Source organism: Pseudomonas sp. BIGb0176 (genome assembly GCF_024810175.1).
In the GTDB taxonomy this organism is placed as follows: Bacteria; Pseudomonadota; Gammaproteobacteria; order Pseudomonadales; family Pseudomonadaceae; genus Aquipseudomonas; species Aquipseudomonas protegens.
The window spans coordinates 75,572-95,439 of record NZ_JANUEC010000002.1 but is presented as its reverse complement, the minus strand read 5'-3'; the positions used below and the strand labels follow the sequence as shown (position 1 = coordinate 95,439).

Annotated in this window: 14 protein-coding genes; 6 read left to right on the top strand and 8 right to left on the bottom strand. The window is 63.3% G+C overall.

The features are described from left to right. Positions 1-38 precede the first annotated feature (38 nt). Genes M2395_RS11275 through mfd form a run of 3 tightly spaced genes read right to left on the bottom strand, consistent with a single transcriptional unit; the run spans position 39 to position 6,767 of the window. Entirely contained in the window at positions 39-2,729 is a 2,691-nt protein-coding gene (locus M2395_RS11275) for a DEAD/DEAH box helicase (protein ID WP_015634816.1), read from the bottom strand. 11 nt (positions 2,730-2,740) lie between these two features. Continuing rightward, entirely contained in the window at positions 2,741-3,307 is a 567-nt protein-coding gene (locus tag M2395_RS11270; protein WP_041116957.1) for a CsiV family protein, read from the bottom strand. 10 nt (positions 3,308-3,317) lie between these two features. After that, positions 3,318-6,767: a transcription-repair coupling factor gene (mfd, locus tag M2395_RS11265; RefSeq protein ID WP_053150136.1), complete on the bottom strand. Its 3,450-nt coding sequence runs from the start codon at positions 6,765-6,767 to the stop codon at positions 3,318-3,320. A gap of 353 nt (positions 6,768-7,120) precedes the next feature. Between mfd and M2395_RS11260 the strand changes: the two genes are divergently transcribed. Continuing rightward, the gene (locus M2395_RS11260; RefSeq protein WP_011060275.1) at positions 7,121-8,584 is read left to right on the top strand and encodes a glyceraldehyde-3-phosphate dehydrogenase; all 1,464 of its coding nucleotides are present in this window, start codon (positions 7,121-7,123) and stop codon (positions 8,582-8,584) included. A gap of 114 nt (positions 8,585-8,698) precedes the next feature. On the opposite strand, the gene M2395_RS11255 is transcribed toward M2395_RS11260, so the two are convergent. Next, positions 8,699-9,997, bottom strand: a complete 1,299-nt coding sequence (locus M2395_RS11255; protein ID WP_011060276.1) for an MFS transporter — start codon at positions 9,995-9,997, stop codon at positions 8,699-8,701. Positions 9,998-10,325: 328 nt separating this feature from the next. Here M2395_RS11255 and M2395_RS11250 point away from each other — a divergent pair, with 328 nt between their 5' ends. Both M2395_RS11250 and sthA read left to right on the top strand, forming a co-directional pair. Beyond that, complete coding sequence (locus tag M2395_RS11250; RefSeq protein ID WP_072451724.1) at positions 10,326-11,300, top strand: FAD:protein FMN transferase; 975 nt, start codon at positions 10,326-10,328, stop codon at positions 11,298-11,300. Positions 11,301-11,501: 201 nt separating this feature from the next. Continuing rightward, positions 11,502-12,896, top strand: a complete 1,395-nt coding sequence (gene sthA, locus M2395_RS11245; RefSeq protein WP_011060278.1) for a Si-specific NAD(P)(+) transhydrogenase — start codon at positions 11,502-11,504, stop codon at positions 12,894-12,896. A gap of 42 nt (positions 12,897-12,938) precedes the next feature. Here sthA and M2395_RS11240 read toward each other — a convergent pair whose 3' ends face one another. After that, the gene (locus M2395_RS11240) at positions 12,939-13,661 is read right to left on the bottom strand and encodes a glycerophosphodiester phosphodiesterase family protein (protein ID WP_015634820.1); all 723 of its coding nucleotides are present in this window, start codon (positions 13,659-13,661) and stop codon (positions 12,939-12,941) included. 50 nt (positions 13,662-13,711) lie between these two features. Next, positions 13,712-14,299, bottom strand: a complete 588-nt coding sequence (locus M2395_RS11235; protein WP_065363467.1) for a PilZ domain-containing protein — start codon at positions 14,297-14,299, stop codon at positions 13,712-13,714. A gap of 94 nt (positions 14,300-14,393) precedes the next feature. Between M2395_RS11235 and M2395_RS11230 the strand changes: the two genes are divergently transcribed. The 3 genes from M2395_RS11230 to M2395_RS11220 all read left to right on the top strand — a co-directional run bounded on the left by M2395_RS11230 (position 14,394) and on the right by M2395_RS11220 (position 17,651). Further along, the gene (locus M2395_RS11230) at positions 14,394-15,644 is read left to right on the top strand and encodes a lipoprotein-releasing ABC transporter permease subunit (protein ID WP_123430288.1); all 1,251 of its coding nucleotides are present in this window, start codon (positions 14,394-14,396) and stop codon (positions 15,642-15,644) included. A 7-nt stretch (positions 15,645-15,651) separates the two neighbouring features. Next, entirely contained in the window at positions 15,652-16,335 is a 684-nt protein-coding gene (gene lolD, locus M2395_RS11225; protein ID WP_015634822.1) for a lipoprotein-releasing ABC transporter ATP-binding protein LolD, read from the top strand. 71 nt (positions 16,336-16,406) lie between these two features. Next, the gene (locus M2395_RS11220) at positions 16,407-17,651 is read left to right on the top strand and encodes a lipoprotein-releasing ABC transporter permease subunit (RefSeq protein ID WP_011060283.1); all 1,245 of its coding nucleotides are present in this window, start codon (positions 16,407-16,409) and stop codon (positions 17,649-17,651) included. Between the two features lie 69 nt (positions 17,652-17,720). On the opposite strand, the gene M2395_RS11215 is transcribed toward M2395_RS11220, so the two are convergent. Together M2395_RS11215 and M2395_RS11210 are read right to left on the bottom strand one after the other, a co-directional pair. Beyond that, positions 17,721-19,082 (bottom strand): heavy metal sensor histidine kinase, encoded by a 1,362-nt coding sequence (locus tag M2395_RS11215; RefSeq protein ID WP_123430289.1) that lies wholly within the window; start codon positions 19,080-19,082, stop codon positions 17,721-17,723. Then, positions 19,082-19,762 carry a heavy metal response regulator transcription factor gene (locus M2395_RS11210; RefSeq protein ID WP_123430290.1) on the bottom strand — a complete coding sequence of 227 codons (681 nt, stop codon included), beginning with the start codon at positions 19,760-19,762 and terminating at the stop codon, positions 19,082-19,084. Before M2395_RS11210 ends, M2395_RS11215 begins: the two co-directional genes overlap by 1 nt. Between the last annotated feature and the right edge of the window lie 106 nt (positions 19,763-19,868).

The following is a 19,868-nucleotide window of genomic DNA, read 5'->3' as shown; positions in this document are numbered from 1 at the left end:
CTCCGGGCAATTCTGGATGCCCCCGCACGTGGCCGGTCTCAGCGGCCGCCCTTGTTGTCCGGCAGTGGGGCGAACAAGGCTTCGATGTCGTCGCTCTGCAGCTTCCAGTCACCGGCCTTGCGCCCATCAAGCACGCCTGCCGCCAGGTCCGATTTTTCCTGCTGCAGGTGCTGGATCTTTTCTTCCACCGTACCTCGGGCAATCAGCTTGTAGACGAACACGGGCTTTTCCTGGCCGATGCGATAGGCGCGGTCGGTAGCCTGGCTCTCGGTGGCCGGGTTCCACCACGGGTCGTAGTGAATCACCGTATCGGCTTCGGTCAGGTTGAGGCCGACACCGCCGGCCTTGAGGCTGATCAGGAAAATCTGCAGCTTGCCGCTCTGGAAGTCCCGTACCGGAGTGCGCCGGTCCCGGGTCTGGCCGGTGAGCAAGGCGTAGGCGATGTTGCGCCGCTTCAGCTCGGCCTCGATCAGGCTCAGCATCGAGGTGAACTGCGAGAACAGCAGAATCCGCCGGCCCTCTTCGAACAGTTCTTCAAGCATTTCCATCAGGCTGTCGAGCTTGCCTGAGGAGCTGCCCCGTGTGGGTGGCGAGTCGTTGACCAGGCGCAGGTCGCAGCACACCTGGCGCAGTTTGAGCAGGGCTTCAAGAATGATGATCTGGCTGCGCGCCACACCTTTGCGGGTGATTTCGTCGCGCACTTTCTTGTCCATGGCCAGGCGCATGGTTTCGTAGACATCACGCTGCGCCTCGTTGAGCTCGACCCAGTGGATGATCTCGGTCTTGGGCGGCAGTTCGGTGGCCACTTGCTCCTTGGTACGGCGCAGCAGAAAGGGCTTGATCCGGCCGTTGAGGTGCTGCAGGCGCACCTCGCTGGCGTGCTTTTCAATCGGTACCCGGTAGTCACGGTTGAAGCTCTTGGCATCGCCGAGCCAGCCCGGCAAGAGGAAGTGGAACAGCGACCAGAGCTCCCCCAGATGGTTTTCCAGCGGCGTGCCGGACAGGCACAGGCGCTGCCGGGCATTGAGTTCCCGAGCGGCCTGGGCGGCCTTGCTCGACGGATTCTTGATGTACTGCGCCTCATCGAGGATCAGCACATGCAGGGGCTGGGCCGCCAGCAGTTCGATGTCCTTGGGCAGCAACGCATAGGTGGTCAGCAGCAAGTCATGGTCGCCCAGCTGGGCGAAGTGTTTCTTGCGCCCGGCGCCATACAGCGCCAGTACCTTGAGCTGCGGGGTGAAGTGCGCGGCCTCGTCCAGCCAGTTGGGAATCAGGCTGGTGGGCATTACCACCATGCAGGGGCGGTCCAGGCGCCCGGCGTTCTTCTCGCTGAGTATGTGCGCCAGGGTTTGCAGGGTCTTGCCCAGGCCCATGTCGTCGGCCAGGATGCCGCCCACTTCCAGCTGGCGCAGTGACTGCATCCAGCTCAGGCCTTCGAGCTGATAGGGGCGCAGGGTGGCGTTCAGGCCCTGGGGCGCCGGCGCCGAGTAGTCGCGGATGTCCCGCAGGCGCTGGGCGAAGGTGCGAATGTGTTCGCCGCCTTCCCATAGCAGTGGCAGGTCCTGCAACGGGTTGAGGCGGGTGGCGTCGGCGCTGCTCAAGCGCAGGGTGGTATCGCCGGGTTCTTGCAGATAGAACTCGCCCAGGGTTGCCAGTACCGGCTTCAGGCGGCCATAGGGCAGTGCCACTTGCAGCGGGCCATGCAGGGAGTTGGGCCGATTGGGAATGTTCACCAGGATCAGCTCGTCGTCGCGGCGCTTGGCCAGGCGCTCCGGATTGAGGATCTCGGTGTGCGAGCGCATCAGGTTGAGCAAAATCGGCAGCAGGCTCAAGCGCTCGCCGTTGACGATGATCCCCAGTTCCAGGTCGAACCAGTCGCGGCCCGGGGCCTCGTCGACACTGGCGTACCAGTCGTCCACCGCCGTCAGGTCGAAGCCGAAGCCTTCGTCGATCTGCAGCTCCCAGCCCTGGCTGCGCAGCTTGGGCAGCTCGTTGAGGGTGAAGGTCAGCCAGGCGCTGTCGTTGACCATCTCGAACAGCTCGCCGGCGCTTTCCGGCAGTGCCTTGCTCTGCCGGGTGGCGATCTTGAAGCCCAGGCCTCGCAATTGCTCGCGCCAGCCCTGTTCCAGCTCGGGCTGGCGCTTGATGCGCAGGCTCTGGTGTTCCTGGCGGATGATCACATCGGTGTTCTTCTGCCCGCTGGCGTATTCGCCCCTATAGTTGAACGACAGTGCGGCGCGGTGCTGGATGTAGCGCTGCATCTTGCCGTTGCGCGGTTCGAAGGCGCTGAATTCGATGCTTGCCAGCCACAGCCGCGGCACCGGGTGCACGTCCTCCAGCAGTACCTGGGGCAGGGCGGCGGGGCGACGACTGTCGAGGACTGCGGAGAGCTTTTCCAGCAGTTCGGCGTCTTGGGCAGCCGCCGGGTAGGCCAGGGTTTCCTCCACTTGTAGCAGCACCGCAGCGATGTGCTTGCAGTTGCTGCGTACTGGGCAGGTGCAGTGGGCGTCGATCAGCAGCAGGTTGCCCTTGCTCGATTCGCGCAGGGTGATGGTCTGCCGGTACATAGTGCCACCGGAGCCTTCACAACTGGCGGTGATAGCGCTGTCTCCAGCCGTGGCGATGCGCACGCGTTTTTCCAGGGCGTAGCGCCGGCCACGCTCCAAGGCTTGTTCCTTGAAGCGGTTGACCCAGGAGGGGGCCAGGGGTTTGGTCAGGGGCGGGGTCATAGGGACTTCGATCAGTCCGGAATTTCAGTTGGAGCGGGGCGCGGTGCCGGTGCGGTCAGCGAGGTGATCTTGATCAGCAGCGCCAGGTGGCCGTTGTCCAGGTAGTTGAGCTGGCCATTCTTGGTATGGCTCTGCTGTTTCAGGCGCTCGCTGCTGGTGACCAGGCCGTTGCTGTCGATCTGGTTGACCCAGAAGTCCGCGTCCACATCGGTGAAGCGCCCGAGCTTCAGGCTCAGGGTGCCTTCGATGGGGAACTGGCCGAACTGTTCCAGGCCATCGCTGAGGGCAACCTTCACCGGGGTTTCCCCCAGGGTCTGTTGCCAGGCCTTGTGCAATAGCACGCTGTAGCTGCCGCTGGCGCCGAGCTTTTCCACGATGCTGCCCAGGGCTGGGGTACGCAGGCTGTCCGGGCTCAGCCGTTGAGCGCCGGCGGCCCAGTCTTCGGGGGCTGCACGGCTGACGATCAGCGGCTCGGCGTTCTGCCGTACGAGGATCATTTCCACCTGGTACAGGTCATCGGCAAAGGCCGTTGGCGCGACCAGGGCCAGGAGCAGGGTCAGGGAGCGGAACAGGCGCATGGGGCGTCCTTCAAGCAGATTTCGGGGTGAGGCGCTCAAACAGTGCCTCCAATGTATTAAAGCGCTCTTCCGGGCGCTCCATCGGCACCATGAACTTGAACAGGGTTGCGCCTTCGAATTTGTAGCGTTTGGGCTGGCCCTGGATCAGTTTGATCAAGGCCAGTGGGTCCACTGGTGTATCTGCGGCGAACTCGATGCGGCCGCCTTGTGGGCCGCCGTCGACCTTCTTGATCCCCAGTTGCTCGGCCTGGAGTTTGAGCAGGGTCAGGCGGATCAGGTTCTTGGTCGGCTCCGGCAGCAGGCCGAAGCGGTCGATCATCTCCACTTGCAGGTCCTTCAGGCCGTCCTCGTCGGTGGCCGAGGCGATGCGCTTGTAGAGGATCAGGCGCGCATGCACGTCCGGCAGGTAGTCCTCGGGAATCAGTGCCGGCAGGCGCAGGTTGATTTCCGGGCCGCCACCCAGTGGCTGGTCGAGGTTCGGTTGTTCGCCCTTGCGGATGGCCTTCACCGCGCGTTCGAGCATTTCCATGTAGAGGGTGAAGCCCACGGCCTGGATCTGCCCGCTCTGGCCGTCGCCCAGCAGTTCGCCAGCGCCACGGATCTCCAGGTCGTTGGTGGCCAGGACGAAGCCGGCGCCCAGGTCCTGGGTGTTGGCGATGGCCTCCAGGCGTTTTTCCGCGTCCGGCGTGATTTGCTGGCGCGGTGGCGTCAAGAGGTATGCGTAGGCCTGGTGGTGGCTGCGCCCGACCCGACCGCGCAACTGGTGCAACTGGGCCAGGCCGAACTTGTCGGCGCGCTCGATGATGATGGTGTTGGCGCTGGGCACGTCGATGCCGGTCTCGATGATGGTCGAGGCGATCAGCACGTTGAAGCGCTTGTGATAGAAGTCGCTCATCACCTGTTCGAGTTCGCGTTCGCGCATCTGCCCGTGGCCGATGCCGATCCGCGCCTCGGGCACCAGTTCGGCCAGGTCGGCGGCGCATTTCTCGATGGTCTTCACGTCGTTGTGCAGGTAGTACACCTGGCCGCCACGCAGCAGTTCGCGCAGCAGGGCCTCTTTGACCGTGCTCTTGTTCTGCTCCATGACGAAAGTGCGCACCGACAGGCGCCGGGCCGGTGGCGTGGCGATGATCGACAGATCGCGCATGCCCGAGACCGCCATGTTCAGGGTCCGCGGGATCGGCGTGGCGGTCAGGGTCAGGATGTCGACTTCGCTGCGCAGCGCCTTGAGCTGCTCTTTCTGGCGGACACCGAAACGGTGTTCTTCGTCGATGATCACCAGCCCCAGGTTCTTGATCTTCACATCGTCCTGCAACAGCTTGTGGGTGCCGATGACGATGTCGATCTTGCCTTCGGCGAGGTCCGCCACCGCAGCATTCACTTCCTTGGTGGACTTGAAGCGGCTCATCACTTCCACGGTCACCGGCCAGTCGGCGAAGCGGTCGCGGAAGCTGTTGTAGTGCTGCTGGGCGAGCAGGGTGGTGGGCACCAGGATCGCCACTTGCTTGCCGCCGTGGACCGCGATGAAGGCCGCGCGCATGGCCACTTCGGTCTTGCCGAAGCCCACGTCGCCGCATACCAGGCGGTCCATGGGCTTGCCCGACAGCATGTCTTCGCGCACCGCTTCGATGGTGCTTTGCTGGTCCGGGGTTTCCTCGAAGGGAAAACCGGCGCTGAAGGTGGCGTAGTCGGCCTTCGGGTCGGCAAAGGCATAGCCTTCGCGGGCGGCGCGGCGGGCATAGATGTCCAGCAGTTCGGCAGCTACATCGCGCACCTGTTCGGCGGCCTTGCGCTTGGCCTTCTGCCAGGCTTCCGAGCCCAGGCGATGCAGGGGCGCGAGGGCGTCGTCGCTGCCGGTGTAGCGGGCGATCAGGTGCAGGTTGGCCACGGGCACATAAAGCTTGGCGCCCTCGGCGTATTCCAGGGTCAGGAACTCGGCGGCCTGGTTGTCGATTTCCAGGGTCGCCAGGCCCAGGTAGCGACCGACGCCATGGTCGATGTGCACCACCGGCGCGCCTTCACGCAGCTCGGTGAGGTTCTTGATCACCGCATCGTTGTTGGCATCGGCGCGCTTTTCCCGGCGCCGACGCTGCATCACTCGCTGGCCGAACAACGGGCTTTCGGCCACCAGGGCCAGGGCCGGATCGTCCAGCACCAGGCCTTCGTCCAGCGGGGCGATGGTGATTGCCAGGCGTTCCTTGCTGGCGACGAAGTCCGGCCAGCTGTCGACGGTCTTGGGCCGCAGCTTGAGGCGCTCCAGCAGCTCCAGCAGTACTTCCCGGCGGCCGGCGGATTCGGCGGTGAACAGCACTCGCCCGGGGAACTCGTCGAGAAAGCCCGAAAGTGCTGCCAGCGGCTGGTTGGCCTTGGCTTCGATGGCCAGGTTCGGCAGCTCGTGGGCCGGGAAGCGTTCGCGGCCGACACCGGTTTCGATGTCCTGCTGGCTGGCCACCACTCGCGGCCAGTTCTTCAGCCGGGCGAAGCAGTCTTCCACTGGCAGGAACAGTTCGGCCGGGGGCAGGAGCGGGCGCGAAGGGTCGACGCGGCGCTCTTCATAGCGGTTGCGTACATCGTTCCAGAAGTTTTCCGCGGCCTGTTCGATGCCCGGTAGGGAAAACACCTGGGTGTCCTGGGGCAGGTAGTCGAACAGGGTCGAGGTCTCTTCGAAGAACAGCGGCAGGTAGTACTCGATACCGGCCGGGGTAATCCCGCTGCTCAGGTCCTGGAAGATCGGGCAGCGGCGGAAGTCCACATCGAAGCGTTCGCGAAAGCGCGCCTTGAAGCGGGTCACCGCTTCTTTCTGCAGCGGGAACTCCTTGGCCGGCAGCAGGCGCACCGAGTCGACCTTGTCGATGGAGCGCTGGTTCTCCGGATCGAAGGTGCGCAGGGTCTCGATTTCGTCGTCGAGCAGGTCGATGCGATAGGGCAGCTTGCTGCCCATGGGAAACAGATCGATCAGTGCGCCGCGCACGGTGAATTCGCCGTGTTCGTAGACGGTGTCCACGTAGCGGTAACCACTGGCTTCCAGGCGGGTGCGCATCTGTTCCACATCGAGCTTCTGGCCGACGTCCAGCACCAGGCTGCTGCCCAGCAGGAACTGGGTGGGCGCCAGGCGGTGCAGGGCAGTGGTGATCGGCACCACCAGCACGCCATGTTCCAGTTCAGGCAGCCGATAGAGGCTGGCGATGCGCTGGGAAATGATGTCCTGGTGCGGCGAGAACAGGTCGTAGGGCAGGGTTTCCCAGTCAGGAAAATGCAGCACCGGCAGATCCGGGGCGAAGAAGCTCAGCTCCTGTTCCAGCCGGTCAGCGCTTTGGCTGTCGGCAGTCAGCAGGAGGGTGAAGCGCTTGGCAGCGCTGGCGGCTTCGGCGATGGCCAGGCTCAGGGCGGCACCGGGCAAGTTGCCCCAATGCTGTTTGCCGGCGGCGGCAGGGAGTAGCGGTAGACGCAGGACGGGCACGGACGGTCAAGCTCCAAGCGTTGCGACAAAGTCGGTAATTGTAACGGCCCCGGGCAGCCACTGTCAGTGGCTGATGCGTCTAATACGCTGGTTGGGGCAAATGTAGTGGCTATGACAACAAAATGCGCTTCTTGACCTGAAATGTAGTGCCGATTGTGGCTGGTGTTACGGAGGGTTACAGACAGGCTGGTGTGATGTCCAAAAAATTGACGCTGCTGGAAGCCGCGGTTTTACTGGTCTCCAGCACAGTGGTGTTTTTTTGCAAGGGCTTTTTGTTACGTTCCGCACGACAGGCGCGCATTGCTACGACAGGAACTGGGCGGCATAATGTAGCCCCTTTTTTCTGCCCCTACATGTGGAAGGTTCCCGTGACTCAGAAGCCCGACCAGTGTCTTGGTGAATGGATCGACCGTGAAGCACTCGCAGAAGCGATGATTCCGCTTATCGGTCAGCTCTACCGCAATAACAACGTGGTGAGCTCGATCTATGGCCGCAGCCTGATCAACCAGTCTGTCATCGCGATTCTCAAAGCTCACCGCTTTGCTCGCCACCGTTCCTCCGACGATAGCGAACTCTCCGTCCACGAAACATTCCCTCTGCTTAAAGCCATGAGCGAGCTCAAGCTCGGCGCGGCATCGGTAGACCTGGGCAAGTTGGCGTTCAAATTCCGTAACGAAGGCAATGGCCGCAGCGCCGAGCAGTTCGTTCGCGAAGAAATGGCTGATGTGGTTGGCCAGCAAAATGCTTCGGCCCGCAAAGGCACTGACGTAGTCCTGTACGGCTTCGGTCGTATCGGCCGTCTGCTGGCGCGCATCCTGATCGAGAAAACCGGTGGTGGCGACGGCCTGCGTCTGCGCGCCATCGTGGTGCGCAAGGGCGCCGAAAACGACCTGACCAAGCGCGCCAGCCTGCTGCGTCGCGACTCGGTGCACGGTTCGTTCAACGGCACCATCACCATCGACGAAGAAAACAACACCATCACCGCCAACGGTAACCTGATCCAGGTCATCTACGCGAAGAACCCGACCGAGGTGGACTACACCCAGTACGGCATCAAGGACGCTCTGCTGGTGGACAACACCGGTGTATGGCGTGACGCCGACGGTCTGGGCCAGCACCTGGCCTGCCCGGGTATCGATCGCGTTGTTCTGACCGCGCCAGGCAAAGGCAAGCTGAAGAACATCGTTCACGGTATCAACCACAACGAAATCACCGCTGACGACAAGATCGTGTCCGCCGCTTCCTGCACCACCAACGCCATCGTGCCGGTGCTGAAGGCTGTGAATGACAAGTTCGGCATCATCAACGGTCACGTCGAAACCGTTCACTCGTACACCAACGACCAGAACCTGATCGACAACTTCCACAAGGGCGATCGCCGTGGCCGTAGCGCCGCGCTGAACATGGTGATCACCGAGACCGGTGCTGCTACTGCTGCTGCCAAGGCCTTGCCTGAGCTGGCCGGCAAGCTGACCGGTAACGCGATCCGCGTTCCGACGCCAAACGTGTCGATGGCCATTCTCAACCTGAACCTCGAGAAAGCCGCCACCCGTGAAGAGATGAACGAGTACCTGCGCTACATGGCGCTGCACTCCGACCTGCACAAGCAGATCGACTTCGTCAACTCGCAGGAAGTGGTGTCCACCGACTTCGTGGGCTCGCGTCACGCCGGTGTGGTCGACGCTGAAGCGACCATCGTTCAGGACAACCGCGTTGTTCTGTACGTCTGGTACGACAACGAGTTCGGTTACAGCTGCCAGGTAGTGCGCGTGATGGAAGACATGGCCGGGGTCAACCCGCCAGCGTTCCCACGCTAAGCGACTGCTGAAATGAAAACGCCCCGACCTGTCGGGGCGTTTTTGTTTGTGGCTTGCGCCGGCAAGCCAGGTCGGCGCAACCGTAGGAGCTGGCTTGCCAGCGAAGCGTTTGTCTCAGGCGCCGCGCGCTGTTGCCGCTTGCGCGGTACGCAGTTCGTGGCGATTGCCGCGGAACAGCACCAGGGTGGCGATCAGCCCCAGCACCGCCGCGCCACTGAGCCAGATGCCCGGAGCCGCCTGATTGCCCAGGACGTGGATCAGGTAGGTGCAGGCCGCCGGGGTAAAGCCGCCGAAGGTCGCGGTGGCCAGGCTGTAGGCCAGGGAGAAACCCGTGGTGCGCACTTCCACCGGCATGATTTCAGTCAGGGCCACCACCATCGCGCCGTTATACGAGCCATAGAGGAAAGACAGCCACAGCTCGACGATCAGCAGGTGGCTGAAGCTGGGGTTGGCCACCAGCCAGGACAGTGCCGGATAAGCCGTGAAGATGGCCAGGATGGTCGCCCCCAGCAGCAGCGGCTTGCGGCCGATCTTGTCCGACAGTGACCCCATGACCGGCAGCCAGAAGAAGTTCGACAGACCGATGCACACGGTTACCAGCAGGGCGTCGAAGTCCGACAGGTGCAGTTCGGCCTTGCCGAAGGTCGGGGTGTAGGCGGTGATCAGGTAGAAGGACACGGTGGTCATCACCACCAGAGCCATGCCGGCGATGACGATGCCGAAGTTCTGGCCGATGGAACGGACGATTTCCTGCAGCGAAGGGCGATGCTTGCGGGCCTGGAACTCCGGCGTCTCTTCCAGGGAGCGACGGATCATGAAGATCGCCGGAACAATCATGCAGCCCACCAGGAACGGCACGCGCCAGCCCCAGTCACCCATTTGCTCGGGGCTCAGCCAGTGGTTCAGGCCTACGCCCAGCAGGCCGGCGAAGACCACTGCGGCCTGTTGGCTGGCCGACTGCCAACTGACGAAGAAGCCCTTGCGGCCCGGCGTGGAGATTTCGGCCAGGTACACCGACACCCCACCCAGTTCGACACCGGCGGAAAAGCCCTGCAGCAGGCGACCCAGCAGCACCAGCAAGGGCGCGGCGACGCCAAGGGTGGCGTAGCCCGGCACGCAGGCAATCAGCACGGTGCCCGCGGCCATCAGTGCCAGGGTAATGATCAGGCCTTGGCGACGGCCGTGACGGTCAATGTAGGCACCGAGGAAAATCGCTCCCAGGGGGCGCATCAGGAAGCCCGCGCCAAAGGTCGCCAGGGACAGCATCAACGAGGCGAAGGCGCTGTCCGCAGGAAAGAAGGTCTTGGCAATCGCCGTGGCGTAGAAGCCGTAGACCATGAAGTCGAACATCTCGAGAAAGTTGCCGCTGACAACGCGAAAGATCGCCTTGCCTTTGCCCGTGGTCGTGGACATTTTTTTCACTCACTTTGGCTGTCTTGTTAGCAATCCCTGGTCGTTATGCGTCCCTTACTGCAAAGTCGGGGCTCGAGGCTGCACGCTGAACAGTTTTGTAACGATATGTGTATGAAAGCCATCCGGCAACAAAAACTCTTGGGGTGGCAGGGCGGCTCTAGATCAAGGTTCTGCCCGTAGCCAAGGCGGTGGGACGCCGGGCAGGCGGCCTCCGTCTGTCGCATAATGGCCATTTGTACTGCCAGCTGGCCCAGCAGGGCGGTTGATCGGGAGGAACACCTTGTCGGGTAAGCAACGATCGCGATGGAGCGCTTTGTACACCGCGCTGGTGCTGTTGGCCGGTTGTGGCGGCGAGCGCCTGGAAAGCCTCTCCGGGCCGACCATGGGCAGCACCTGGTCGGTGCAGTATGTGCGCCACGCCCAGGGGCCGGCGCCGTCGCTGGTACAGGCTGAGGTCGAGGGGATTCTGGCCGAGGTCGACGGGCAGATGTCCACCTATCGCAGCGATTCGGACATCGAGCGTTTCAACGCCTTGCCCGCCGATAGCTGCCAGCCGATGCCGGAGCCGGTGTTGCAGTTGGTGCGAGTGGGTGAGCAGTTGTCCCGGGACAGCGATGGCGCCTTCGACCTGACAGTGGAACCGCTGCTGGATCTCTGGGGTTTTGGCCCTCAGGGGCGCGAGGAAAAGGTTCCCGGCGCGTCAGCCCTGGCTGAGGTGCGGCAGCGGGTAGGGCACGCTCACCTGCGTATCGAAGGGCAGGAGCTGTGCAAGGATGCGCCGGTGGAGGTGGATTTCAACAGCATCGCCGCCGGCTATGCGGTGGACCGCATCGCTGCCCGGCTCACGCAACTGGGGATCGACAGCTTCCTTGCCGAAGCCACCGGTGAGCTCAAGGCCGTGGGTCGCAAGCCCGACGGCTCACCATGGCGGATAGCCCTGGAGGAGCCGCGTGATGACCAGCAGGTAGCCCAGCGGGTGATCGCCCTGGATGGTTTTGGCGTTTCCACTTCCGGCGACTACCGTAATTACTTCGAGCAGGACGGCCGGCGTTACTCCCATACCTTCGATGCCCGGCTCGGCCAACCCATCGCCCACCCGTTGGCCTCGGTAACGGTGATTCATCCTTCGGCGTTGATGGCCGATGGCCTGTCGACGCTGTTGCTGATACTCGGCCCGGAGGCGGGCTGGGACTACGCGGAAAAACACGGCATCGCCGGATTTTTTGTGATGCGCAGCGCTACAGGTTTCGTCACACGCAGCAACCCGGCTTTCGATGCGCTGCTGGCCGGGCAAAAACAATAACCTGGTGCGCTGTTGCGCAGCCTGTAGTGCAGGCAAAAGTAGCCTACGACGCGACCAAGGGTTAATGTGCGCGGCGTTGACGCTTCTATAGACTGTGCCCGGGTTCGTAACCGAGCCAAATTGATCCTTCATGCCGCTGGCCGCGGCATGATTTAGCCGGAGACGCCAGAAGGGTGTCTCGGCCTGTTCTGAGGAGTACGCATGGCTGTCTACAACTACGACGTAGTGGTGCTGGGCTCAGGCCCCGCTGGAGAAGGTGCGGCGATGAACGCCGCGAAAGCAGGACGCAAAGTGGCGATGGTCGATAGCCGTCGCCAGGTCGGCGGCAACTGCACCCACCTGGGTACCATCCCGTCCAAGGCCCTGCGTCACTCGGTCCGGCAGATCATGCAGTTCAACACCAACCCGATGTTCCGGGCCATTGGCGAGCCGCGCTGGTTCTCCTTCCCGGACGTGCTCAAGAGCGCCGAGAAGGTCATCTCCAAGCAAGTGGCCTCGCGTACCGGCTACTACGCCCGCAACCGGGTCGATGTGTTCTTCGGCACTGGCAGCTTCGCCGACGAGCAGACCGTGGAAGTGGTCTGCGCCAACGGCGTGGTGGAAAAGCTGGTAGCCAAGCACATCATCATTGCCACCGGCTCGCGCCCCTATCGCCCCGCGGATATCGATTTCAGCCACCCGCGTATCTACGATAGCGACACCATCCTCAGCCTCGGCCATACCCCGCGCAAACTCATCGTCTACGGCGCCGGGGTCATCGGTTGCGAATACGCCTCGATCTTCAGTGGCCTGGGGGTTCTGGTGGAGCTGGTGGACAACCGCGGCCAGTTGCTGAGCTTCCTGGATTCGGAAATTTCCCAGGCCCTGAGCTACCACTTCAGCAACAACAACATCACCGTGCGCCACAACGAGGAATACGACCGCGTTGAAGGTGTGGACAACGGCGTGATCCTGCACCTCAAGTCCGGCAAGAAGATCAAGGCCGACGCCTTGCTCTGGTGCAACGGCCGTACCGGCAACACCGACAAGCTGGGCATGGAGAACATCGGGGTCAAGGTCAACAGCCGCGGCCAGATCGAAGTCGACGAGAACTACCGCACCTGCGTGCCGAACATCTACGGGGCCGGTGACGTGATCGGCTGGCCGAGCCTGGCCAGTGCCGCCCACGACCAGGGTCGTTCCGCGGCCGGCAGTATTGTCGACAACGGCAGTTGGCGCTTCGTCAACGACGTGCCGACCGGGATCTACACCATTCCCGAGATCAGCTCCATCGGCAAGAACGAGCAGGAACTGACCCAGGCCAAGGTGCCTTACGAGGTGGGCAAGGCGTTCTTCAAGGGCATGGCCCGTGCGCAGATCGCCGGCGAGCCTCAAGGCATGCTGAAGATCCTGTTCCACCGGGAAACCCTGGAAGTCCTCGGCGTCCATTGCTTCGGCTACCAGGCTTCGGAGATCGTGCACATCGGCCAGGCGATCATGAGCCAGCCGGGCGAGCTCAACACCCTGAAGTACTTCGTCAACACCACCTTCAACTACCCGACCATGGCCGAAGCCTATCGGGTAGCGGCATACGATGGCCTCAACCGGCTTTTTTGAGCGGCTCCGGCCGGTGGCCTGAGCCGGCCGGGGAGACCGATTTCAGCGATTCTCGAGGGTGGCGCTGGCCAAACCGGGAAAGTCTGTAATCAGGCTATCTACGCCGAAGTCGGCGAGCCTGCGCATCAGCGCAGGCTCGTTGACCGTCCATACCGACACATGCAAGCCCTGGCGCTGCGCCCGTTGCAGACGCTCTGGGGTGCACAGCGTCCAGTTCAACGCCAGAATCTCGCAGCCATAGCTCTGGGCGACCTTCAATGGGTCGAGCCAGGCGTATTCGGCTACCAGTCCGCGGGACAGGTCCGGGGTCAGCTCCACGGCGGCCTTCAATACTTCCCGAGAACTTGAGGTCACGGTGACCTTGTCCAGCAGGCCGAAACGCTGGGCCATTTCGCGAATCGCCAGCACTGTGGTGGCGGCGCGAGTGCGCGAGGCGCTCTTGACCTCCAGCTGCCAGTGCTCGAAGTCGCATTTCTCGAACAGCTCTTCCAGGCGCGGAATGGGGCAGGGGTTGACCCAGCCCGGGCCGCCCTTGCGCGCGTCGTAGGTCACCAGCTCGGCGGCGGAATGCTCCACCACTTTGCCGCGCCGGTCTGTGGTGCGCTTGAGGGTCGGGTCGTGGATCACCATCAACTCGCCGTCCATGGACAGGTGCAAGTCGAGCTCGCAACGGCGCACGCCGTGCTTGAGGCACTCCTGAAAGCTGGTCAGGGTATTTTCGGGTGCTTCGCCTTTAGCGCCGCGATGGCCATAGATCAGGGTCACAATTGCTCCTTCACGGATGTTGTTCCTTAAGAGAGGGTCGGGCGTACTGCTCAGCCGGCGGCGGGGTCGCTCTGCTCCCGGGCCTGGCGGCGTTGCTGGGCCTGTTTCTGCAGGATATAGCGCGCCAGCAGCTGGCGTTGGGCATCGGTCAATGCTTCGAACTCGGTGCCGATCTCGAAGGTGCCAAAGCTCTGGGGCTCGCAGTGGGTGACCTTGGCCCGCAGCAGCAGGCCCAGGGCCTGCGGCATCAGCAACAGCTTCACCGCAAGATGGCTGCCGCTTGGGTAGCACTGGTGATGGCTGAATTCGATGCCGCCCTCGGACAGAATGACCCGCTGCGGCTCGCCGAACTTGCCGAACACCGTTTGCGCCACCACCTGGCTGAGCAGGTCGATGCGTTTGTTCATGGCCTTGAGGTAGCTGGCCAGGGTGCGATCGCGCTCGCTGACCTGGCGCAGCAGATGCTGGGATTCGAATTCACTCAGGTGCAGTTCACTGAGCAGATTGAACAGTGGGGACTCATCCTGCAACACTTCCTTGCTCGCCGCGTCGAGGGCGGACAAGGGGCTAATTTCCAGTGCGATCGTGTCCTCGATACGGTAGTATTCGCGGCGATCTTCTTCATCTAATGTCGACATGGCGAACCCATGGTAGAGGCAGTGGTCTGAGTGTAAAGCTGCTTACCAGGCCCCGCCACAAGGACGTCTTCTTTTCCTCTGCACAAGCCCCGACATGTTCAGACCTCTGTTTGCTTTTATCGGCACGCGTTACACCCGTGCAAAGCGTCGCAATCATTTTGTGTCATTCATTTCCCTGACTTCGATGATCGGACTCGCCCTTGGCGTGATCGTGATGATCGTGGTGCTGTCGGTGATGAACGGCTTCGATCATGAGATGCGCACCCGCGTGCTGGGCATGGTGCCCCACGCCACCATCGAATCCGGCGAACCCATCAGCGACTGGCAAAGCCTGGCCGGCAAGGTCAAGCAGAACCCCAAAGTGCTGGCGGTGGCACCGTTCACCCAGATGCAGGGCCTGTTGACCAACAACGGCCAGGTGCAGAAGGTGCTGCTCAATGCCATCGACCCTGAGCAGGAGCGGCAGGTGTCGATCATCGACCACTTCATGCAGCAGGGGCAGTTGGACGCGCTGGCGCCGGGTAGCTTCGGCATTGTCATTGGTGACAAGGCGGCAACCAAGCTGGGTGTCGGCCTGGGAGACAAGCTGACCTTCGTCGCCCCGGAAGTCACGGTGACCCCGGCCGGGATGTTCCCACGGATGAAGCGTTTTACCGTGGTGGGCATCTTCCATGTCGGCGCCGGCGAGATCGACGGCTACCTGGGCCTGACCAACCTCCAGGACCTGGGTCGCCTGCACCGCTGGAAGGCGGATCAGGTACAAGGCCTGCGGCTGAAGTTCGACGACCTGTTCCAGGCCCCGCGCACCGCCTGGGAAATCGCCCAGCAGCTGGGTGAGAACCACTATTACGCCCGCGACTGGACCCGTACCCACGGCAACCTGTACCAGGCCATCCGCATGGAAAAAGCCATGATCGGCCTGTTGCTGCTGCTGATCGTCGCGGTGGCCGCGTTCAACATCATCTCGACCCTGGTGATGGTGGTGAACGACAAGAAGGGCGATATCGCCATTCTCCGCACCCTGGGGGCGACGCCGGGAACCATCATGGCGATCTTCATGGTCCAGGGCACGGTGATCGGCGTGGTCGGCACCTTGATCGGTGCTGTGCTGGGGATGCTGGCGGCGCTGAACGTGAGTGCCGCGATTTCCGCCCTTGAAGGCCTGATCGGCCACAAATTCCTGAATGCCGACGTGTATTTCATCGACTACCTGCCGTCGCAACTGATGGCCGAGGATGTGTTGATGGTCTGCGGCGCGGCATTGGTCCTGAGTTTCCTCGCCACCCTGTATCCAGCCTGGCGTGCGGCGCGCACCCAGCCTGCGGAGGCGCTACGTTATGAGTGAGTTGGGCATGAGTGAAAAAGCAATCCTGAGCTGCCGCGACTTGGGCAAGTCCTATGAGGAAGGCCCGGAATCGGTGGTGGTCCTGTCTGGCCTGCAACTGGAGCTGCACCCGGGTGAGCGAGTGGCCATCGTCGGCACTTCCGGCTCGGGCAAGAGTACCTTGCTCAACCTGCTGGGCGGCCTGGATACGCCATCCAAGGGCAGCGTCTGGCTGGCGGGCGAGGAGCTTTCGGCGCTGGGCGAGAAGGCCCGCGGCCAGTTGCGCAACCGCGCCCTGGGCTTCGTCTACCAGTTCCACCACCTGCTGCCGGAGTTCACCGCGCTGGAGAACGTCTGCATGCCGCTGCTGATTGGCCGCACGCCGATCCCGGAAGCCCGTCAGCGTGCCACCGCGCTGCTGGAGCGGGTCGGGCTCGGCCATCGGCTGGAGCACAAACCGGCCGAGCTGTCCGGTGGCGAGCGCCAGCGGGTGGCCATTGCCCGGGCGCTGGTGAACAAGCCGGGGCTGGTGATGCTCGATGAGCCCACCGGCAACCTCGACTCGCACACGGCCCAGGGAATTCAGGACCTGATGCTGGAGCTCAGTACCTCGATGCGCACCGCCTTCCTGGTGGTGACCCACGACATGAACCTGGCTCGACAGATGGACCGCGTACTGCACCTGCAAGAAGGTCACCTGGTCGCTATCTGATGCGCCCGCACACGGCGTCGGCGGCTGGGCTGTCGATGCCGGGTCATTAATCTTTCCAGGGTGCCTTGCCCATGTTCAGACCTTTATCGATCTTTATCGGCACGCGCTACACCCGCGCCAAGCGGCGCAATCGTTTTGTCTCGTTCATTTCCATGACCTCGATGATCGGCCTCGCCCTGGGCGTGTTGGCGATGATCGTGGTGCTGTCGGTGATGAACGGCTTCCAGCGGGAAATGAGCTCGCGCATCCTCGGTATGGTGCCCCACGCCACTATCGTTGGGGTCAAGCCCATCGATGACTGGCAGCCGGTGGCCGCGGCGGCCCTGAAGAATCCGGAAGTCACCGCCGCGGTGCCCTTTACCGAGATGGAGGGGATGCTCTCCTACAAGGGGGCGATGCAGCCGATCCAGATCAGCGGCATCGATCCGGCCCAGGAAGGCAAGGTGTCCATCGTTGCCCAGCATATTGTCCAGGGCAGCCTGCAAGACCTGAAACCTGGCGAGTTCGGCGTGGTGATCGGCGAGATCACGGCCCGGCGCTTTCGCCTGAACGTCGGCGACAAGCTGACCCTGATCGTGCCTGAAGTGAGCACTGCACCGGGGGGGATCACCCCGCGCATGCAACGCCTCAACGTGGTTGGGGTATTCAAGGTGGGGGCCGAGCTGGATGGCTCCATGGGCCTGATTCATGTGGCCGATGCTGCAGAAATGCAGCACTGGCAGCCGAACCAGGTGCAGAGCGTGCGCCTGGCGGTCAAGGACCTGTATGCCGCGCCAAAGGTCTCGGCGGATATCGCCAAGGGCCTGGGGGCGGACTTCCGCGCCGATGACTGGACCCACACCCAGGGCAGCCTGTTCAGCGCGATGAAGATGGAAAAGACCATGATCGGCCTGTTGCTGCTGATGATCGTGGCGGTGGCGGCATTCAACATCATCGCCACCTTGATCATGGTGGTGAATGACAAGGGGGCGGACATCGCGATCCTGCGCACCATCGGCGCCACACCACGGCAGATCATGGCGATCTTCATGGTCCAGGGGACGGTGATCGGTATCGTCGGCACCCTGATCGGCGGGGTGCTGGGGGTAATCGCGGCACTGAACGTGAGTGAGCTGGTGGGCTGGCTGGAAAGAATCAGCGGCCAGCAGATCTTCAGCTCCGATGTGTATTTCGTCAGTAACCTGCCTTCTGAACTGCAGGGCGGCGACGTGGTGCTGATCTGTGGTGCCGGCTTCGTTCTGAGCTTCCTGGCGACCGTGTATCCGGCCTGGCGCGCGTCCAAGGTCGAGCCGGCCCACGCTTTGCGCTACTCCTGAGACCCGCCTTCGCCGGCCGCCGGCTCCTGTCCGATTGGTGCAGGAGCCGGCTGGCCGGCGAACAGTCCCTCAATCCTGCCTTGGCAACTCGATCACGAAACGGGTCCAGCCCGCCGCCGATTCGCATCGGATCTGCCCGCCGTGGGCACGAATGATCGACTGAGTGATCGCCAGCCCCAACCCCGCATGTTCACTGCTGCCTTCGCGCCGTGCCGGGTCGGCCCGGTAGAAGCGGTCGAACAGGCGCGGTAGTACATCCTGGGCGATCCCTTCACCGGTATTCTCGATGCTCAGGCTCAGGTGCTCGGCACTTTCATTGATGCGCACCTTGACCGCGCCCCCGGCCGGAGTGAAGCGCAGGGCATTGTCCAGCAGGTTGGACAACGCCCGGCGCAGCATGCTGCGGTCCCCGGCAAAGCCGGCCTGGCCTTCACGGGTCAGTTCGATCTGTGCGTCTTCGGCCAGGGGGCCATAGAACTCCAGCAGCATGTCGGTTTCCTGGGCCAGCTCCAGCGCTTCGCGCCTGGGTGTAAGCAAGCCGTGGTCGGCCTTGGCCAGGTACAGCATGTCGTTGACCAGTTGCGCCATCCATTGCAGCTCCTCCAGGTTGCTGTGCAGGGCTTCGCGATAGTCCTCCAGCGGCCGGGGGCGGGTCAGGGTGACCTGGGTGTGGGTCAGCAGGTTCGACAAAGGGGTGCGCAGTTCATGGGCGATGTCGGCGGAAAATGCCGAGAGGCGCTGAAACGACTCTTCAAGACGGCCCAGCATGGCGTTGAAGCTGCTGGCCAGTTCCGCCAGCTCGGCGGGCATCTGTTCCTGGGGCAGGCGCTGGGTCAGGGAACTGGCGGAGACCCCGGCGGCCACCGCGCCCATGCGCCGCAACGGGCGCAGGCCACTGCGGGCGGCCCAGGCGCCGAGCAGGGCAGTGGCCAGGGCCGAGAGGCCCACGGTGAGCCAGATCAGGTGTTGCATGCGCTGCAGAAAGTGCTGGTGATGGGTGATGTCGAGGATCAGGGTCAATTGCGGCGAGGCCGCCTGGCCGGGATTCAGCGCTGCTGTGTAGAGCCGGTAGGCGGTGCCGGCCTGCTCCAGGCTGCGCAGGCCGGCACCGCCAGGCAGAGAGGCGGGCAGGTCGGGGGCGCTGTCGAACCAGAGCTGGCCATTGACGTCGCCGACTCGTAGCTGCAGGTCCGGCTGGTGGCTCAGCTCGTCCTGCAGTCTGGCCTGGCTCGGGGGGAAGTCCCCGGCCTCGTTGACATCCTGCAAGGCGCTGCGCAGGGCCAGCAGCTTGCCGTCCAGCAGTTGCTGATCCAGTTCGATGAAATGGGCTTCGCTGGCGCGGCTGAACAACACCCCCGCCAACAATGAGACCACTGCGGTGCAGGCGGCGAACAGCAGCGCCAGGCGCCCGCTCAGGGACAGGCGGCGCATCAGGCCTGGCGCTCTTCGAGCACGTAGCCCATGCCGCGTACGGTATGGATCAGTTTGTTCGGGAAAACGTCGTCGATCTTCAGGCGCAGGCGGCGGATGGCTACTTCGATGACGTTGGTATCGCTGTCGAAATTCATGTCCCAGACCTGGGAGGCAATCAGCGACTTGGGCAGGACTTCGCCCTGGCGCCGCAGGAGCATTTCCAGCAGGGCGAATTCCTTGGCGGTCAGGTCGATGCGCTGGCTGCCGCGTTCTACCCGGCGGCGGATCAGGTCCAGGCGCAGGTCTGCCAGTTGCAGGCTGGTTTCCTGGGCCACGGCGCTGCCCCGGCGCAGCAGGCTGCGGACCCGGGCCAGCAGTTCGGAGAAGGCAAAAGGCTTGACCAGGTAGTCGTCGGCCCCCAGTTCCAGGCCGTGCACCCGGTCTTGCACGGCATCCCGGGCGGTGAGGAACAGTACCGGCACTTCCAGCCCGGCGCTGCGCACCGCCTGGAGGATCTGCCAGCCGTCGCGACCCGGCAGCATCACGTCGAGAATCAGCAGAGCGTAGTCGCCGGTCAGGGCCAGGTGCTGGCCGGTGCTGCCGTCGGCCACCAGTTCGGCGTTGAAGCCGGCCTCGCTCAGGCCCTGGCGCAGGTAGTGGCCGGTTTTGGGTTGGTCTTCGACGATCAGCAGTTTCATGGTGGGACTCGTGGCGGTTGGAACCCGGGCTTTATACCGTGCAGCAGGCCAGGGCAGTGCAAGCTGACAAAGTTGTAATCTGCATGTCAGCTGGCTGGCAGCGGCA

Excerpts from the sequence above, each read along its gene's own strand:
- lolD (WP_015634822.1), top strand. The coding sequence starts at position 15,652 with ATGAGTGAAAAAGCAATCCTGAGCTGCCGCGACTTGGGCAAGTCCTAT.
- sthA (WP_011060278.1), top strand. The coding sequence starts at position 11,502 with ATGGCTGTCTACAACTACGACGTAGTGGTGCTGGGCTCAGGCCCCGCT.
- M2395_RS11275 (WP_015634816.1), bottom strand. The coding sequence starts at position 2,729 with ATGACCCCGCCCCTGACCAAACCCCTGGCCCCCTCCTGGGTCAACCGC.
- M2395_RS11220 (WP_011060283.1), top strand. The coding sequence starts at position 16,407 with ATGTTCAGACCTTTATCGATCTTTATCGGCACGCGCTACACCCGCGCC.
- M2395_RS11230 (WP_123430288.1), top strand. The coding sequence starts at position 14,394 with ATGTTCAGACCTCTGTTTGCTTTTATCGGCACGCGTTACACCCGTGCA.
- M2395_RS11210 (WP_123430290.1), bottom strand. The coding sequence starts at position 19,762 with ATGAAACTGCTGATCGTCGAAGACCAACCCAAAACCGGCCACTACCTG.
- M2395_RS11215 (WP_123430289.1), bottom strand. The coding sequence starts at position 19,082 with ATGCGCCGCCTGTCCCTGAGCGGGCGCCTGGCGCTGCTGTTCGCCGCC.
- M2395_RS11235 (WP_065363467.1), bottom strand. The coding sequence starts at position 14,299 with ATGTCGACATTAGATGAAGAAGATCGCCGCGAATACTACCGTATCGAG.
- M2395_RS11260 (WP_011060275.1), top strand. The coding sequence starts at position 7,121 with ATGTGGAAGGTTCCCGTGACTCAGAAGCCCGACCAGTGTCTTGGTGAA.
- M2395_RS11270 (WP_041116957.1), bottom strand. The coding sequence starts at position 3,307 with ATGCGCCTGTTCCGCTCCCTGACCCTGCTCCTGGCCCTGGTCGCGCCA.
- M2395_RS11255 (WP_011060276.1), bottom strand. The coding sequence starts at position 9,997 with ATGTCCACGACCACGGGCAAAGGCAAGGCGATCTTTCGCGTTGTCAGC.